The sequence below is a fragment of the Ponticoccus sp. (in: a-proteobacteria) genome, assembly GCF_048381735.1.
The window spans coordinates 45,231-61,067 of sequence record NZ_JBLXGL010000002.1 but is presented as its reverse complement, the minus strand read 5'-3'; the positions used below and the strand labels follow the sequence as shown (position 1 = coordinate 61,067).

General features: G+C 68.9%; 13 protein-coding genes. 9 read left to right on the top strand and 4 right to left on the bottom strand.

The features are described 5' to 3' along the window. Positions 1-81 precede the first annotated feature (81 nt). A complete protein-coding gene (locus tag ACN5KJ_RS04660) occupies positions 82-660 on the bottom strand; it encodes a DUF1285 domain-containing protein (RefSeq protein ID WP_418592283.1) in 579 nt (192 codons plus the stop codon). 72 nt (positions 661-732) lie between these two features. Between ACN5KJ_RS04660 and ACN5KJ_RS04655 the strand changes: the two genes are divergently transcribed. From ACN5KJ_RS04655 to ACN5KJ_RS04640, 4 genes are read left to right on the top strand one after another with little or no spacing between them, the layout of a single operon-like run. Next, a complete protein-coding gene (locus ACN5KJ_RS04655) occupies positions 733-1,740 on the top strand; it encodes an AAA family ATPase (protein WP_418592281.1) in 1,008 nt (335 codons plus the stop codon). Next, positions 1,737-2,615, top strand: coding sequence for a DUF58 domain-containing protein (locus tag ACN5KJ_RS04650; RefSeq protein WP_418592279.1), 879 nt, complete (start codon positions 1,737-1,739; stop codon positions 2,613-2,615). Before ACN5KJ_RS04655 ends, ACN5KJ_RS04650 begins: the two co-directional genes overlap by 4 nt. After that, positions 2,612-5,422, top strand: a complete 2,811-nt coding sequence (locus ACN5KJ_RS04645) for a DUF4159 domain-containing protein (protein WP_418592277.1) — start codon at positions 2,612-2,614, stop codon at positions 5,420-5,422. The genes ACN5KJ_RS04650 and ACN5KJ_RS04645 overlap by 4 nt, the downstream gene beginning before the upstream one ends. Next, positions 5,419-7,458 carry a glutamine amidotransferase gene (locus tag ACN5KJ_RS04640; RefSeq protein ID WP_418592275.1) on the top strand — a complete coding sequence of 680 codons (2,040 nt, stop codon included), beginning with the start codon at positions 5,419-5,421 and terminating at the stop codon, positions 7,456-7,458. The genes ACN5KJ_RS04645 and ACN5KJ_RS04640 overlap by 4 nt, the downstream gene beginning before the upstream one ends. A 42-nt stretch (positions 7,459-7,500) precedes the next feature. On the opposite strand, the gene ACN5KJ_RS04635 is transcribed toward ACN5KJ_RS04640, so the two are convergent. Then, complete coding sequence (locus ACN5KJ_RS04635; protein ID WP_347166123.1) at positions 7,501-8,430, bottom strand: AEC family transporter; 930 nt, start codon at positions 8,428-8,430, stop codon at positions 7,501-7,503. Between the two features lie 30 nt (positions 8,431-8,460). Beyond that, on the bottom strand, positions 8,461-8,991 hold the full coding sequence (locus ACN5KJ_RS04630) for a hypothetical protein (RefSeq protein ID WP_418592273.1): 531 nt from the start codon (positions 8,989-8,991) through the stop codon (positions 8,461-8,463). A gap of 262 nt (positions 8,992-9,253) precedes the next feature. Here ACN5KJ_RS04630 and ACN5KJ_RS04625 point away from each other — a divergent pair, with 262 nt between their 5' ends. From ACN5KJ_RS04625 to ACN5KJ_RS04610, 4 genes are all read left to right on the top strand, one after another. Beyond that, positions 9,254-10,144, top strand: a complete 891-nt coding sequence (locus tag ACN5KJ_RS04625; protein ID WP_418592271.1) for a lysostaphin resistance A-like protein — start codon at positions 9,254-9,256, stop codon at positions 10,142-10,144. A gap of 218 nt (positions 10,145-10,362) precedes the next feature. Beyond that, positions 10,363-11,304 carry an acetyl-CoA carboxylase, carboxyltransferase subunit beta gene (gene accD, locus ACN5KJ_RS04620; protein WP_347166119.1) on the top strand — a complete coding sequence of 314 codons (942 nt, stop codon included), beginning with the start codon at positions 10,363-10,365 and terminating at the stop codon, positions 11,302-11,304. 51 nt (positions 11,305-11,355) lie between these two features. Then, complete coding sequence (locus ACN5KJ_RS04615) at positions 11,356-12,633, top strand: bifunctional folylpolyglutamate synthase/dihydrofolate synthase (protein WP_418592269.1); 1,278 nt, start codon at positions 11,356-11,358, stop codon at positions 12,631-12,633. A 414-nt stretch (positions 12,634-13,047) separates the two neighbouring features. Further along, positions 13,048-13,266, top strand: coding sequence for a hypothetical protein (locus tag ACN5KJ_RS04610; RefSeq protein ID WP_418592268.1), 219 nt, complete (start codon positions 13,048-13,050; stop codon positions 13,264-13,266). An 82-nt stretch (positions 13,267-13,348) separates the two neighbouring features. Here ACN5KJ_RS04610 and zapE read toward each other — a convergent pair whose 3' ends face one another. Beyond that, a complete protein-coding gene (zapE, locus tag ACN5KJ_RS04605; protein WP_418592267.1) occupies positions 13,349-14,404 on the bottom strand; it encodes a cell division protein ZapE in 1,056 nt (351 codons plus the stop codon). Positions 14,405-14,549: 145 nt separating this feature from the next. Here zapE and ACN5KJ_RS04600 point away from each other — a divergent pair, with 145 nt between their 5' ends. Further along, complete coding sequence (locus ACN5KJ_RS04600) at positions 14,550-15,794, top strand: MFS transporter (protein WP_418592266.1); 1,245 nt, start codon at positions 14,550-14,552, stop codon at positions 15,792-15,794. Positions 15,795-15,837 lie beyond the last annotated feature (43 nt).

The following is a 15,837-nucleotide window of genomic DNA, read 5'->3' as shown; positions in this document are numbered from 1 at the left end:
CGGCGTCTATTTATGCGGTGGCGAATTCTTGCAAAGAATTCGATCCGTTTTCTTTGCAAGAAAACGGCGCCCCCGGCGCCGTCAGTCCGGCAGGTCCTCCGAGGGGATGAGCGGAAAGAAGCGGCCCGAGGACCACAGCCCGAACCAGCCGTCATGGTGCGTGCCCAGATCCACCAGCCGGTAAAAGCTCTTGCGGTCGATCAGCGCCTCGAGGTTGGCGCGCACCAGCACGTAGGGCGCGGGCTCGCCCGTCTCGGGGTCACGCTCCACACGAATGGGGTGATCGGGCCCGGCCACGGCGTGGTCGTCCACATGGGTGCGGAAGGTCAGCACCTGGTCCGGCCCCGCGCCTTCTGCCTCGAAATCGACCGCCACGAAGGGGGCGTCTTCCACCGTGATGCCCACTTTTTCGACAGGCGTGACCAGAAAGTAGTCCTCGCCGTCCTTGCGCAGGATCGACGAGAACAGCTTGACCAGCCCCATGCGCCCGATCGGCGTGCCAAGGTAGAACCAGGTCCCGTCGCGCGCGATGCGCATATCGAGGTCTCCGCAGAAGGGCGGGTTCCATTTGTGGACCGGCGGCGGACCTTTGCCACCGGCCTTGCGGGCTGCCTCTGCGATGCCCTCCGCCGAGGGCGGCACGCCATTTTGTGAACGCATTGCTTTTGCCATTTCCGAACCGCGCGATACACTCGCACCAACAGCATACTAGCCCGGAAGTGGAGATTTAACATGGCCGAGGCCGAAAATCTGGTCGCAGAGATCGAAGCGCTGGAAGACAAGCTGGCGCTGGCCAGACAGTCGATCCAGGCGCGCTTCATCGGGCAGGAGCGTGTCGTCGACCTGACGCTGGCGGCGATGCTCTGCGGCGGCCATGCGCTGCTGATCGGCCTGCCGGGTCTGGGCAAGACCCGCCTGGTGGAAACCCTGTCCACCGTCATGGGGCTGAACGGCAACCGCATCCAGTTCACGCCCGACCTGATGCCCGCCGATATCCTCGGCTCCGAGGTGCTGGAAACCGGCGTGGACGGCGCCCGCGCCTTCAAGTTCATCGAAGGCCCGATCTTCTGTCAGCTGCTGATGGCGGACGAGATCAACCGCGCCTCGCCCCGGACGCAGTCGGCTTTGCTTCAGGCGATGCAGGAGAAGGTTGTCACCGTCGCGGGCGAGACCCGCGCGCTGGACGCGCCTTTCCACGTGCTGGCCACGCAGAACCCCATCGAGCAGGAAGGCACCTACCCGCTGCCCGAGGCGCAGCTTGACCGGTTCCTCGTGCAGATCGACGTGGCCTATCCCGACCGCAAGACCGAACGCGATATCCTGATGGCCACCACCGGCACCGAAGAGGCGCAGTCGCATCAGGTCTTCACCGGCGAAGAGCTGATCGCCGCGCAGCGCCTCTTGCGGCGGATGCCGGTGGGCGAGGCGGTGGTCGAGATGATCCTCGATCTGGTGCGCGCCTTCCGGCCCGACGATCCCTCGGCGACCGAGCGGGTCAAGGACCTGGTGGCCTGGGGCCCCGGCCCGCGCGCCGCGCAGGCCTTGATGCTGACCGTGCGCGCCAAGGCGCTGCTGGAGGGCCGTCTTGCGCCTTCGCCCGCCGACGTTCTGGACATGGCCAAGCCGGTGCTGGTGCACCGTATGGCGCTGACCTTTTCGGCGCGCGCCCGGGGTGAGGACCTTGGCCGCCTGATCGACGAGACCGCCGCGCAGATGGCCCCCGCCGAGGCCGCCGCGTGACAGGCACCGTCGCCCATCTGCGCACCCGCGCGCAGGAAGAGGCCGGGCGCTTTCCCGCCCTTCTGGCGCGGGCCGAGCAACTGGCCGGGACCGTCCTTCTGGGCGAACACGGACGCCGTCGCGCCGGTCTGGGTGACGACTTCTGGCAGTACCGCCCGCTGACCGTGGGCGACAGCTACCGGCAGATCGACTGGCGCCGCTCGGCCCGCGGCGACGAGCAGTTCGTGCGCGAGCGCGAATGGCAGATCGCCCAGTCGGTGCAGGTCTGGGTCGATCCCGGCGCGTCGATGCGGTTTTCGTCGTCGAAGAAGCTGCCGACCAAGGCCGACCGGGCGCGGCTGGTGGCGCTGGCGGCCTCGATCCTGCTGGTGCGGGGCGGCGAGCGCGTCGGCCTGACCGGGTGGAAACTGCCGCCCCGGCGTGGCGACCAGCAGACCCTGCGGCTGGCGGAACTGCTGTCCGAGGACGGCGAGGACGACTATGCCGAACCCGAGGCGCGCGGCATGCTGCCCCATGCCAAGGCGCTCTTCGTTTCGGACTTCCTCTCGGACCCCGCGCCGGTCGAGGCGGCGCTGACCAAGGCCGCCGACCGCGGCGTGCGCGGTGTGCTGTTGCAGGTGCTCGACCCCAGTGAAGAGGCCTTCCCCTTCGACGGGCGCACCATTTTCGAAAGCGTGAACAAGAGCCTGCGGCACGAGACCTTGAAGGCGGGCGACCTGCGCAGGACCTACCTGCACAGGCTGGCCGAGCGGAAGGCGCGGCTGGACGCCATATGTCGGTTGACCGGCTGGCAACATTTTACGCATCACACTGACCAGACGGCGCAATCCGCGCTGCTCTGGGTCTATCGCGCCCTGGACGGGAGCAACGGATGACACTCTTCGGCCTTCTCGGCTTTACCACGCCCTGGCTTCTGCTGGGGCTTCTGGCGCTGCCCATCCTCTGGGTGATCCTGCGCGCCGTGCCGCCCGCGCCGATCCGCCGCCTGTTTCCGGGCGTCGTGCTTCTGCTGGGCCTGAAGGATCAGGAACAGGTCACCGACCGCACGCCCTGGTGGCTGCTGCTGCTGCGCATGCTGGCGGTGGCGGCTGTCATCATCGGCATGGCCGGTCCGGTGCTGAACCCCGACCGGGGCGAGGGAGCCGAGGGCGACGGCCCGCTTTTGGTTGTCATGGACGCAAGCTGGGCCTCTGCCGCCGACTGGCGCGCGCGCATGGTGGCGCTGGACGGGCTTCTGGCCGAGGCCGGGCGCGACGGGCGCCCGGTGGCCCTGATGCGTCTGACCAACCCCGAGCCGGTGCAGTTTCTTGCCGCCGACGTGGTGCGCAGCCGCCTGACCGGCGTGTCGCCGGAGCCGTGGGAGCCGGGCAACGACAGCCTGAGCCGCGCCACCGAGATGCTGCCCGACGGCCCCTTCGACAGCTACTGGATGTCCGACGCCCTGATCCGCGACAGCCGCGCGGGTTTCCTTGCCTCTCTGGAAGGCCGGGGCACCGTCACCGTCTTCGAGGCGCCGCGCACGCTGTACGCTTTGGAACCGGCGCGGGTCGAGGATGGCAACCTGCACTTCACCCTGCGCCGCCTGCGCGCCGAGGGCGCGGCAGAGGTCACGCTGGCCGGGCGCGGCCGCGACCCGGCGGGCAATCAGGCGGTGCTGCTGCGCCAGCCCGTCAGCTTCGAGGCCGGTGCCCTGACGGCAGAGGTGGAGCTTTCGCTGCCTGCCGAACTGCGCGCCCGGGTCGACCGCTTCGAGATCGAGGGCATCCGCAGCGCGGGTGCCGTGACCCTGCCCGACGACAGCCTGCGCCGCCGCGAGGTCGCGCTGATCGCGGGCCGCGAGGACCGCGAGGGGCTGGAGCTGCTCTCGCCACTGCATTACCTCGAAAAGGCGCTGCAACCCACCGCCGACCTGCTGGACGGTGCGCTGACCGACCTGCTGCCCGCCAACCCCGACGTGATCGTGCTGGCGGACGTGGCGACCCTGTCGGCGGCAGAGGAAGAGGCGGTGCTGGAGTGGGTCGAGAAGGGCGGCATGCTGCTGCGCTTCGCCGGGCCGCGCCTTGCCGCGTCCGATGTCAGCCGCGACGCCGAGGATCCGCTGATGCCCGTGCGCCTGCGCGCCGGGGGCCGCACCGTGGGCGGCGCCATGTCCTGGGGCGAACCCAAGGCGCTGGCGCCCTTCACCGAGGACAGCCCCTTCTTCGGCCTGCCGGTGCCGGAGGACGTGACCATCAACAGCCAGGTCATGGCCCAGCCCGACCCGACGCTGGCCGACCGCGTGGTGGCGCAACTGACCGACGGCACGCCGCTGGTGACGCGCAAGGAGATCGGGCAGGGGCAGGTCGTGCTGTTCCACGTCACCGCCAACGCCGAATGGTCGACCCTGCCGCTGTCGGGTCTCTTCGTGCAGATGCTGGAACGGCTGGCGGTTTCTTCCGCCACCGCCCAGCCCGAGGTCGAGGACATGGAAGGCACCGTCTGGCAGCCGGTCATGGTGCTGGACGCCTTCGGCAATGCCCGCGACGGCGAGACCCTGCCCGGGGTCGAAGGCCCCGCGCTGGTCGAGGCCGCGCTTGGCCCGGAACTGCGCCCCGGTCTCTATCAGGGCGAGGACCGCAGCCTTGCCCGCAATGTCGTCACCGCCGATACCGCGCTGAAGCCGATGGTCTGGCCCGACCGGATCGCCGTCGAGGGTCTCAGCCAGCCGCGCGAGCGCCCGCTGGCGGGCCTGCTGCTGGGGCTGGCGATTGCGCTGCTGGTGGTGGATGTCGTGGCCTCTCTGGCGCTGTCGGGGCGGCTGCGCGGGGCGGTTTCGGCCTCTGTCCTGCTGGCCGCGCTGGCTCTGGTCCCGCGCGAGGGCATGGCGCAGAACGCGGTGCCGGTCGAAGACCCCGCGCAACCCGAGACCGCCGAACCGGACACCGACATCGAGCGCGCCATACGGGCGACCTCGGAGGTGGTGCTGGCGCATGTCCTGACCGGCGACGACCGCATCGACGAGGTTGCGCATGCGGGGCTTCAGGGCCTGTCGGACACGCTGTACTTCCGCACCTCGGTCGAACCGGCGGAACCCATGGGCGTCGATCTGGAGCGCGACGAGCTGGCCTTCTACCCGCTGCTCTACTGGCCCATCACGCCGGACCAGCCGACGCCCTCGGCGGCGGCCTATGCCAAGCTGAACACCTACCTGCGCTCGGGCGGGATGATCCTGTTCGACACCCGCGACGCGGATGTGGCGGGCTTCGGCAGCGGCACCCCTGAGGGCCGCAAGCTGCAACAGCTCGCCCGCCCGCTGGACATCCCGCCGCTGGAACCCCTGCCCGCCGATCACGTGCTGACGCGGACCTTCTACCTGTTGCAGGACTTCCCCGGGCGCTGGACGGGCCGCGATGTCTGGGTCGAGGCGGCGCCGCCCGACGCGGAACTGATCGAGGGGATGCCCTTCCGCGACCTCAACGACAACGTCACGCCCGTGGTGATCGGCGGCAATGACTGGGCCGCCGCCTGGGCCATGGACGCCAGTGGCAACCCGATGGTGCGTTTGGGGTCCGGCTTCACCGGCGAGCGGCAGCGCGAGATTGCCTACCGCTTTGGCGTGAACCTCGTGATGCACGTCCTGACGGGCAATTACAAAAGCGATCAGGTCCATGTGCCTGCATTGCTGGACAGGCTTGGCCAATGACCGGATCCTTCGTTTTCGACCCGCTTCTGCCCTGGGCGGTGATCGCCGTGCTGGGCGCGCTGGCCCTCGGCGGCGCCGCACTGGCACTGTGGCGCGGGCTGTCGGGCTGGGCCTTCCGCGCGCTGGCGGCGCTGGTGCTGGTGGGCGCGCTGGCGCAGCCTTCGTATCAGATCGAGGACCGCGCGCCGCTGACCAATATCGTGCTGATGCTGGTGGACGAAACCGCCTCGCAGAACCTTGCCGAACGGGCCGGGGTGACCGCCGAGGCCGCCGACCGGCTGGAGGCGACGTTGCTGGCGCGCGACAACACAGAGGTGCGGCGCATCCCCGTGCCGGATGGCGAGGGCGACGCCGGCACGCAGCTGATGACCGCCCTGTCAGAGGCCATCGCAGAGGAACCGCGCGGGCGCATCTCGGGCATCGTCCTGCTGTCGGACGGACGTCTGCACGACCTCGAACGCGCGCCCGACCTGCCCGCGCCGCTGCATCTGCTGATGACCGGGCAGGAGGACGACTGGGACCGCCGCCTGATCGTGCGCAATGCGCCCGCCTTCGCCATCCTCGGCGAAGAGGTCGAGCTGACCCTGCGCATCGACGACGACGGCGCGGCGCCGGGGGATGCCCTGACCGACATCGAAATCTCGGTCGACGGGTCCGAGCCGGAAACCTACCGGGTGCCGGTGGGCGAGGATCTCTCGCTGCCGATCACGCTGCCCCATGGCGGCATGAACGTGATCCAGTTCACCGTGCCCGAGGCCGAGGGCGAGCTGACCGACCGCAACAATACCGCGCTGGTGCAGATCAACGGGGTGCGCGACCGGCTGCGCGTGCTGCTGGTTTCCGGCGAGCCGCATGCGGGCGGGCGGACCTGGCGCAACCTGCTGAAGTCGGACAGCAGTGTCGACCTCGTGCATTTCACCATCCTGCGCCCGCCGGAAAAGCAGGACGGCGTGCCGGTCAATGAACTCTCGCTGATCGCCTTCCCGACGCGCGAGCTGTTCCTTGAAAAGATCGACGACTTCGACCTGATCATCTTCGACCGCTACAAGCGGCGCGGCATCCTGCCGTCGATCTATCTGGATAACGTGCGCAACTACGTCGAGAACGGCGGCGCGGTGCTGGTCGCCGCCGGGCCGGACTTTGCCTCTGCCGATTCGATCTACCGCTCTCCGCTGGCCGAGATCCTGCCCGCCGAGCCCACCGCCCGCGTGCTGGACGAGAGTTATCGCCCGGTCGTGACCGACCTTGGCGCGCGCCACCCGGTCACGGCGGGCCTGTCGGGCTCCGAGACATGGGGGCGCTGGCTGCGGCAGGTCGAGGTCACGCCGACCGAGGGCGACGTGGTGATGTCGGGGATCTCCGACCAGCCGCTGTTGATCCTCGACCGGGTGGGCGCGGGGCGCGTGGCGCTTCTGGCCTCGGATCAGGCCTGGCTGTGGAACCGGGGCTTCGAGGGCGGCGGCCCGCAGCTGGAACTGCTGCGGCGGCTGGCGCACTGGATGATGAAGGAGCCCGAGCTTGAGGAAGAGGCGCTTTGGGCCGAAGCCACCGGCCAGACCATGCGCATCATCCGCCGCTCGCTGGACGAGGATGTGGACAGCGTCACCGTCATAGGCCCGGACGGGCAGGAAACGGTGATCCCGCTGACCGAGGAAACCCCGGGCCGCTTCGAGGCGGTCTTCGAGGGGCCGGACATCGGCCTTTACAGGCTGGAAGAGGGCGACCTGTCCGCCGTCATCGGGCTTGGCCCCGCCGCCCCGCGCGAGTTCGTGCAGACCATCGCCAGCGGTGCCGCCCTGACCCCGCTGATCGACAGCACGCGCGGCGGCGTGCTGCGGCTGGAAGAGGGCCTGCCCTCTGTGCGCGAGGTCCGCGCGGGCCGTCCGGCGGCGGGGCGTGGCTGGATCGGCGTGACCCCGCGCGAGGCCTATGAAACGCTGGATGTCCGCCAGACGCCGCTGCTGCCCGCCTGGCTGGTCTTGCTGCTGGGCTCTGGCCTGATCGTCGCGGCCTGGCTGCGCGAGGGGCGCAGCTGAGGCGGGGCGCCTCTGACCGGGATCGAACGCCCGCCTGCGTGGTCAGTTGGTCGCCACGGTGGCGATCACGGCGCTGACCGTCAGGATGCTGAAGGTCGTCGAGATCAGGATAGAGGCCGACACCCGCTGCGGCGCCACGCCGTAGTGTTGGGCCAGGATGAAGACATTGCCCGCGACGGGCAGCGCGGCGGCCGAGACCGCGACAGAGGCGCGGTAGGCGTCGACCGGGAAGAAGAGATAGACCCCCGCCGCGACGAAGGCCGGGTGCAGGATCAGCTTGGCAAAGGACAGCCAGGCCGCGATCTCCAGCCGTTCCGCCGATTTCGTCGCCAGCGAGGCGCCGATGGCGAAAAGCGCGCCGGGCGTCGCCGCATTGCCAAGCGTTTCGAGGAAGGCATTGGCGACCTCGGGCACCGGCAGGCCGGAGGCCGAGATGCCCAGGCCGAAGGCGATGGCCACGATCATCGGATTGGCCAGAAGGCCCAGCCCCACGGTTCGCAGCAGGCGCAGCCCGACCTGACCGCCCCGGGCGCCGACCACGATGATGGTCAGCAGGGACGAGAACACCACGAGGTCAATCGACAGGATCAGGATGATCGGCCCGATGGCCTCTTGCCCCAACAACAGGGCAAGCATCGGCACCCCGAGGAAGCCGGTGTTGCCGATGGCCGCGCATTGCGCCTCGATCGCGGCGGTCGAGGCGTCGGTGCGGCGCAGGAAGGCCACCGCCATGGCGATGCCATAGGTCACGGCGGTGCCCCAGAGATAACCGGCGGCAAGCCGTGGCTCGAAGATGTCGGAGAACGACAGGTTGGCCGAGAAACGCAGCAGCATGGCCGACAGCGCGAAGTAGAAGACGAACTTCGTCAGGTGCGCCGTCGCCTCGGGCGGGAAGAAGCGGGACTTCGCGGCGCCGTAGCCGACCCCGATCAGGGCAAAGAACGGCAGGGTCTTGAGGAAGACGTCGAACATGCAAAGTGCTTAGCACGGGGCCTTACTGCGTCAAGACACCCGGCGCGATGCGGCGCCCACTGTGGCGGGTTCGGCGACACGGGCGTCTTCCGCGCCGAGATACCGGACACCGGCCAGCGCGTAGAGCGGCGCGCGACCCGCTCCCTCGTCGGGGCGCAGCGGCAGCAGGACTTCGACCGTTTCGGTGATCCCGGCGGCGGGGCCGTCATAGGGCAGCCGGGCCAGAAGCGGGCCTTGGCCCATGGCCAGGGCCTCGTAGGCCGCCCAGATCCCGGAACCGGGGCCCTTGCCCGGCAGGGTCGACAGGCGCTGGCCGATCATCGGTTGCGCGATCCGGTCGCGGACCGACTTCCCCAGAAAGACGGGCTCGAAGTCGACCGCGCCTGTCACGGCGTCGCGATGGATCTCTGTCAGGACGATGACGTCCAGATCGCTGGTCAATTCCGCGAGGTCGATATCCCTCAGCCGGACCCCGTCGCCGCGATCCGAGGCCTGCCACATCAGAAAGACCCGGCGCAGGGCGCCGGGCAGTTCCGCGAGTGTGAAGTCTGTTTTATGCATTTTGGCCGCCGACCCCAATCCGGAAGCCCACCTGCGAAAACAATGCGGATCCATGCGGGCCTTGCCAAGCGCCGCGTGTCCCGTCGGCGGATGTGCGCTGAACCCGGCCCCTTGGGCGGCGGTTGACAGAACCGGCGCGGGCAGAGAGTCTTTGGGCAAGCGAAAGGGGGCAGGGCGGCAATGCACAGGACCGGCGACCGGGGTTCACCGACCATCAGCGCGCCGTGGCCCGGACGCGCCCCCGATCATGCAGGCGCCCGCCTTGCGCTATAGCCGTTTCGCCCTGCTGACAGAGCCGGCACGGCCCTCGGCGGCCCTGTGGCGGCTGGCGCTGGGGCTGGTGGTCGTTCTCGCGGTGACGCTGGGGCTGTCGCGCGGCGTGGTGGCGCTGGTCGAGGGGCTGGCGCCGCCGCGCGCGAGGGCGGCCTTTCTGGACGCGCTGACCCATGCGGAGGATCCGCTGGGCATGCTGGCCCTGCTGGGGCTGACCGGGGCATTGGGGCTGGCGACGCTGGTGGTGGCAGAGACCATGCACTGGCGCGGGCTGCAAAGCCTGCTGGGGCCGTGGCCGCTGTTCCGGGCGCAGGCCCTGCGCGTGGCGCTGGCGCTGGTGGCGCTGAATGCCGCCGTGGCGCTGCTGCCGCCCTGGCCCCTGCGCGCCGCCAGCGAGCCGGGACTGGACCCCGGTCTCTGGCTGGCGCTGCTGCCGCTGACCCTGCTGGCGCTGCTGGTGCAGACCGGCTCGGAAGAGCTGTTCTTCCGCGGCTACCTGCAATCGCAACTGGGCGCGCGGCTGAGAATGCCTGTGGTCTGGCTGGTCGTCCCCTCGGCGCTCTTTGCGCTGGGGCATTACGCGCCGGGGCACTACGGCGGAAATGCCGCGACGATCGCGCTGTGGTCCTTTGCCTTCGGGCTTGCCGCCGCCGATCTGACCGCGCGGGCGGGATCGCTGGGTCCGGCGATTGCCCTGCACATGGTCAACAACACCATGGCCGTGGCGGTCGTGGCGCTGTCGGGCGACATGTCGGGGCTGGCGCTTCGGCTGTACCCCTTCGGCGTCGGGGACGAGACGGCGCTGGCGGCGCTTCTGCCCGCCGATCTTGTCCTGATCGGCCTCAGCTGGCTGGCCGCGCGCCTCGCGCTGCGGCTCTGACGGGCGCCCCCGGCACGGGGCGGGCCGCTGGCGCGGGGTGGGCCGGGATCGGGCGGCGCCACGCCGGGGCAACGGGCCCGGGGCGTGGCGGAGAAACCGGCATCGGCGGCCCCGCGCGTCCGGGCCCCCCAAAGAAGAACGCGGCCCGATGGGCGGGCAAGATTGCAATTCGACGCAGCCCGGCATAAGTCACGCCCAAGAGCGAAGCCGAGGCTGTCATGAACTGGATTACCAACTACGTCCGACCGCGGATCAACTCGATCTTCTCGCGCCGCGAGGTGCCCGAGAACCTGTGGTCCAAGTGCGACGGCTGCGGCACCATGCTGTTCCACCGCGAGATCAGCGACAATCTGAACGTCTGCACCAATTGCGGGCACCACATGCACATCACGCCGCGCGACCGCTTCTTCGCGCTGTTCGACGGCGGCGTCTTCTCCGAGGTCGCGGTGCCCGAGCCGACGGTCGACCCGCTGCATTTCCGCGACCAGAAGCGTTATCCCGACCGCCTGAAGGCCGCCCAGAAGGCAACCGGAGAGCGAGAGGCGATGCTTGTCGCGACCGGCGAGATCGGGCGCACGCCCGTGGTCTGCGCCGCGCAGGATTTCAGCTTCATGGCCGGCTCCATGGGCATGTACGTGGGCAATGCCATCGTCGCCGCCGCCGAAGAGGCGGTGCGGCTGGGGCGCCCGCTGATCCTGTTTTCCGCCGCCGGGGGCGCGCGCATGCAAGAGGGCATTCTCAGCCTGATGCAGATGCCGCGCTCGACCGTGGCGGTGCAGATGCTCAAGGAACGGGGCCTGCCCTATATCGTCGTGCTGACCCATCCGACGACCGGCGGGGTCACCGCCTCTTACGCGATGCTGGGCGACATCCAGATTTCCGAACCCAATGCGCTGATCTGCTTTGCCGGGCCGCGCGTGATCGAACAGACGATCCGCGAGAAGCTGCCCGAGGGCTTCCAGCGCGCGGAGTACCTGCTGGAACACGGCATGCTCGACCGGGTCACCGACCGCCGCAAGATGCGCGAAGAGCTGATCGTGATGTGCCGGATGCTGATGAAGATGGCGCCTCCGACATGGGGCGACCTGCCGCCGCCGGGACCGGAGGACGAGGCCGCCTCGTCGCCCGCCGCCCCTGCCACGGATGCGAAGCAGGGCTAGGCCATTGCCGCCCCGCGTTGTCGTTTCGTCCTTTTTTCCCGGGGTACGCCCATGACGCCGAATGCGAAGTCCGATGTCATCCTGCAACGGATGATGGACCTTCATCCCAAGATCATCGACCTCGTGCTGGACCGGGTCTGGCGTCTGCTGGAGGCGCTGGATCATCCCGAACGGCGCCTGCCGCCGGTGATCCATCTGGCGGGAACCAACGGAAAGGGCTCGACCCAGGCGATGATCCGCGCGGGACTGGAAGGCGCGGGCAAGCGCGTGCACGCCTATACCTCGCCGCACCTAGCCCGGTTCCACGAGCGCATCCGGCTGGCCGGTCAGCTGATCACCGAGGATGACCTGAGCGCCGTGCTCGACGAATGCTACGAGGCGAACGGCAGCACGCCGATCACCTATTTCGAGATCACCACCTGCGCGGCGCTTCTGGCCATGGCGCGGACCCCGGCGGACTTTACCCTGCTGGAAACCGGCCTTGGCGGGCGGCTGGACGCGACCAATGTCGTCGACCGTCCCGCGATGACGGTCATCACCCCCATTTCCATGGACCACGAGGCCTTTCTGGGCGACACGCTGGCCAAGATCGCGACCGAGAAGGCGGGCATCCTGAAGCGCGGCGTGCCCTGCGTCGTCGGCCCGCAGCCGGAGCCGGCGATGGAGGCGATCGAGGCGCGCGCCGCCCAGCTTGGCGCACCGCTTCTGGCGCATGGCCAGCACTGGCATGTCTGGGAAGAGAATGGCCGCCTTGTCTATCAGGACGAGACTGGCCTGCTGGACCTGCCGCTGCCCGCCCTGCGGGGGGCGCATCAGGTGCAGAACGCGGGGGCCGCTCTGGCGGTCCTGCGTCATCTGGGCATGGGCGAGGATGCCTTCGAGGCCGCCATGACCCGCGTCGACTGGCCCGCCCGGATGCAGCGCCTGCTGGCCGGGCCGCTGGTGGGGCTGGCGCCGCGGGCCGAGCTTTGGCTGGACGGCGGTCACAACCCCGCCGCGGGCGAGGCGCTGGCCGCGCTGCTGGCGCAGATGCCGGAGCGCCCGACACACCTGATCTGCGGCATGCTCAACACCAAGGACGCGCGCGGCTTCCTGCGGCCCCTTGCCGGTCAGGCGACCTCTCTGACCGGGGTTTCGATCCCCGGAGAGACCAACACACTGTCCGGCGAAGAGACGGCGAAGCTGGCAGCGGATTGCGGCCACCACACCCGGACCGCGCCCTCGGTGGCGGCGGCCCTGACCGCCATCACCGACGCGACGCCCGAGGCGCGGGTGCTGATCTGCGGCTCGCTCTACCTTGCCGGATACGTGCTGCGCGACGCGCTCTAGGCCTGTCCGGGGCTTTCCATCCTGCCGCGCTGCTGCACCGGGTATCGGTTCGGTGCAACAGCGCGACAGCCTCGTTTCCATCGCCGGGACGCTCTGCGAGAAGACCAATATGCCGGACCGCGTCTTGTCGCGAACGGCGCCTTGCCGGTCCGCTCCGGCAGTCTGCGCCCCGGGACGCGGCGGGCTCTGCCGAAAAAATGACTCTCTATCCGTAGGTTAGCCGAAAAAATGCGCCACCACACCTTGACAGCGGCCCAAGATATTGACGTGAGCCCATGGAGTCACCTATAAATGATGCAGCTTGCGGTGGGACTGCCAATCATCAGCCGGGGCGACTGGGGGACTGCCAATGAATGCGCGTGATGGGGCGTGGGTGAAAGCCTGCGTGCCGGTGGAAGAGTCTCGGGGTCTGACATGATCCGCATGGTTGCTCTTGGCATCGGTTTCCTCAGCGTGACCTACGTGCTTCTCTGGACCGTGGGCGAGGCCTCGGAACAGACGCCGCACGAGGCGGTCAGCCGGGCTGCGTCGCTGCCGCCCGGTCTTGCCCCCGCTCTGCCGACCGCCGCGCCGATGACCCTTGCCGACCCCTTGCAAAGGCAGGCCGACATGGCCCTGCCCACACCGGATTGACCAGAATTATCAAGCAGGCAGAAGACGACCATAACAGAGCAGACCTGAGGGCCCTTCGTGGCCCTCTTTTTTTGCCCGGTCCTCAGGTGCCCCAATCGGCGGCCTGCATCTCGCGCAGGCGCGAGGCGGTGCGTTCGAACTCGAAGCTGCCCGACCCCTCGACATACAGGTATTCCGGTTCCGCCGCCGCCGAGGCGATCAGGCGCACGCGGGCCTCATAGAGGGCGTCGATCAGCGTCACGAAGCGCCGGGCCTCGTTGAAGTTCTGCCGCGACAGCCGCGGGATGTCCTCGAGGATCAGCACGCGCACACTCTCGGCCAGCTTCAGGTAATCCGCAGGCCCCAGCGCCTTGCCGCAGAGCGTGAAGAAGCTCGCCCGCGCGACGCCGTTGTAATAGCGCGGCAATTCGATCTCGCGGCCCTTGACGTGCAGGGTCAGGGTCTCTTCCTGACCCTGGGTCAGTTCCGACCAGAGCGCGTCGATCCTGGCCCGTGCGGCGCTGTCGGCGGGGGCAAAATAGACCTGCGCGCCGGACAGGCGATCCTGCCTGTGATCCTTGTCAGAGGCCAGTTCCCGCACTTCCATCCGCTCTTTCAGGAGGGCGATGAAAGGCAGGAAGAGCTGGCGGTTCAGCCCGTCCTTGTACAGATCGTCCGGCACCCGGTTCGAGGTCGTGACCACCACCACGCCCGCATCGAAGAGCCGCTCGAACAGGCGCCCCACGATCATCGCATCGGTGATATCGGTGATCTGCATCTCGTCGTAGGCCAGCAGGCGGACAGAGTCGCTGATCTCTTTCGCGACCGGCTTGATCGGATCCTCGACGCCTTCTTTGCGCAGCTCGTGGATGCGCGTCTGCACCTCTTGCATGAAGGCGTGAAAGTGGACCCGGCGGGCGGGCACCGTCAGGCTTTCGACGAAAAGATCCATCAGCATCGACTTGCCGCGCCCGACGCCGCCCCAAAGGTACAGCCCCTTGGGCGGTTCGGGCGCGCGGCGGAAGAAGCCGCGCTTCACCGGCTCTGCCAGCGCGGCGCGGATGCGTTCGAGCGCGGGCAGGACGGCGCGCTGCGCCTCGTCGGGTTTCAGGCGGCCCTCGGCGACGCGGGCCTCGTAAAGCTCTGTCAGCGTTGTCATGATCCGGCTTTAGCGCGGGCGGGGCGGCTTGTGTAGAGGGGCCGGTCATCAGGGCCGTTGAATGCCCGCATCATGCTTTGGCATTTGACGTCGGGGCGAAACGGGTGAAAAAAAGGTCAGATATGCAGACCTGAAAGGCCCCGCCATGGATCGCCAAGCCCCCCTTATCACCCCCGTCCTGCTGGTCGGCTGCTTTATCATCCTCGTGTCTTTCGCGGTGCGGGCCAGCTTTGGCGTCTTCCAGATCCCGATCGCCGAGGAATTCGGCTGGGCGCGGGCCGAGTTCAGCCTTGCCATCGCGATCCAGAACCTGGCCTGGGGCATCGGGCAGCCGCTGTTCGGCGCGGTGGCCGAGAAGGTCGGCGACCGCAAGGCCATCGTTCTGGGCACCGCCTTCTACGTGGCGGGGCTGCTGCTGTCAGCGATGTCCGAGACGCCCTTCGCCATGCAGGCCTGGGAGGTGCTGGTGGGCTTCGGCATCGCGGGCACCGGGTTCGGCGTAATCCTTGCGGTCGTGGGCCGCGCCTCCTCGGACGAGAACCGGTCCATGAGCCTGGCCATCGCCACCGCCGCCGGATCGGCGGGGCAGGTCTTTGGCGCGCCGGTGGCAGAGGCGCTTCTGGCCGTCATGCCGTGGCAGGGGGTCTTCGTGGTCTTCGCCGCCGCGCTGGTCGCCATGCTGGCGACCCTGCCGCTGATGAAATCGCCCGAGGCCGCCAGCAAGGCAGAGCTGCAGGAAGGCATGGGCACGATCCTCGGCCGGGCGGCGCGCGACCCGTCGTTTACGCTGATCTTCCTTGGCTTCTTCTCCTGCGGCTATCAGCTGGCTTTCTTCACCGCGCATTTCCCGGCCTTCGTGACAGAGATGTGCGGCCCGATCCTGCCGGGCGGCATGCTGCACGGGCTGGGGATCACCACGACCTCGGCCCTGGGGGCGGTGTCGATCTCGCTGATCGGGCTGTTCAACATCATGGGCACGCTGCTGGCGGGCTGGCTGGGCAAGCGATACACCAAGAAATACCTGCTGGCGGGCATCTACACCCTGCGCACCCTCGTGGCGGCGGCCTTCATCATGCTGCCGATCACGCCAACCTCGGTGTTGGTCTTCTCGGCGGTCATGGGGGCGCTCTGGCTGGCGACGGTGCCGCTGACCTCGGGCCTTGTCGCGCATCTTTACGGCCTGCGCTACATGGGCACGCTTTACGGGATCGTCTTCCTCAGCCACCAGATCGGCGGCTTCCTCGGCGTCTGGCTGGGCGGGCGCTTCTACGACATCCACGGCGATTACACGATGGTCTGGTGGATCGGCGTGGGCGTCGGTGCCTTCAGCGCCATCGTGCACCTGCCGGTGCGCGAAAACCGCCCGGCCCCGGCGGCGCAGGCGGCCTGAGCCCGGTTGTGACCCGGTCCGGACCGCGACGCGATAGCCCGAC

Excerpts from the sequence above, each read along its gene's own strand:
- ACN5KJ_RS04635 (WP_347166123.1), bottom strand. The coding sequence starts at position 8,430 with ATGTTCGACGTCTTCCTCAAGACCCTGCCGTTCTTTGCCCTGATCGGG.
- ACN5KJ_RS04660 (WP_418592283.1), bottom strand. The coding sequence starts at position 660 with ATGCGTTCACAAAATGGCGTGCCGCCCTCGGCGGAGGGCATCGCAGAG.
- ACN5KJ_RS04655 (WP_418592281.1), top strand. The coding sequence starts at position 733 with ATGGCCGAGGCCGAAAATCTGGTCGCAGAGATCGAAGCGCTGGAAGAC.
- ACN5KJ_RS04645 (WP_418592277.1), top strand. The coding sequence starts at position 2,612 with ATGACACTCTTCGGCCTTCTCGGCTTTACCACGCCCTGGCTTCTGCTG.
- ACN5KJ_RS04630 (WP_418592273.1), bottom strand. The coding sequence starts at position 8,991 with ATGCATAAAACAGACTTCACACTCGCGGAACTGCCCGGCGCCCTGCGC.
- ACN5KJ_RS04640 (WP_418592275.1), top strand. The coding sequence starts at position 5,419 with ATGACCGGATCCTTCGTTTTCGACCCGCTTCTGCCCTGGGCGGTGATC.
- ACN5KJ_RS04610 (WP_418592268.1), top strand. The coding sequence starts at position 13,048 with ATGATCCGCATGGTTGCTCTTGGCATCGGTTTCCTCAGCGTGACCTAC.
- ACN5KJ_RS04600 (WP_418592266.1), top strand. The coding sequence starts at position 14,550 with ATGGATCGCCAAGCCCCCCTTATCACCCCCGTCCTGCTGGTCGGCTGC.
- zapE (WP_418592267.1), bottom strand. The coding sequence starts at position 14,404 with ATGACAACGCTGACAGAGCTTTACGAGGCCCGCGTCGCCGAGGGCCGC.
- ACN5KJ_RS04615 (WP_418592269.1), top strand. The coding sequence starts at position 11,356 with ATGACGCCGAATGCGAAGTCCGATGTCATCCTGCAACGGATGATGGAC.
- accD (WP_347166119.1), top strand. The coding sequence starts at position 10,363 with ATGAACTGGATTACCAACTACGTCCGACCGCGGATCAACTCGATCTTC.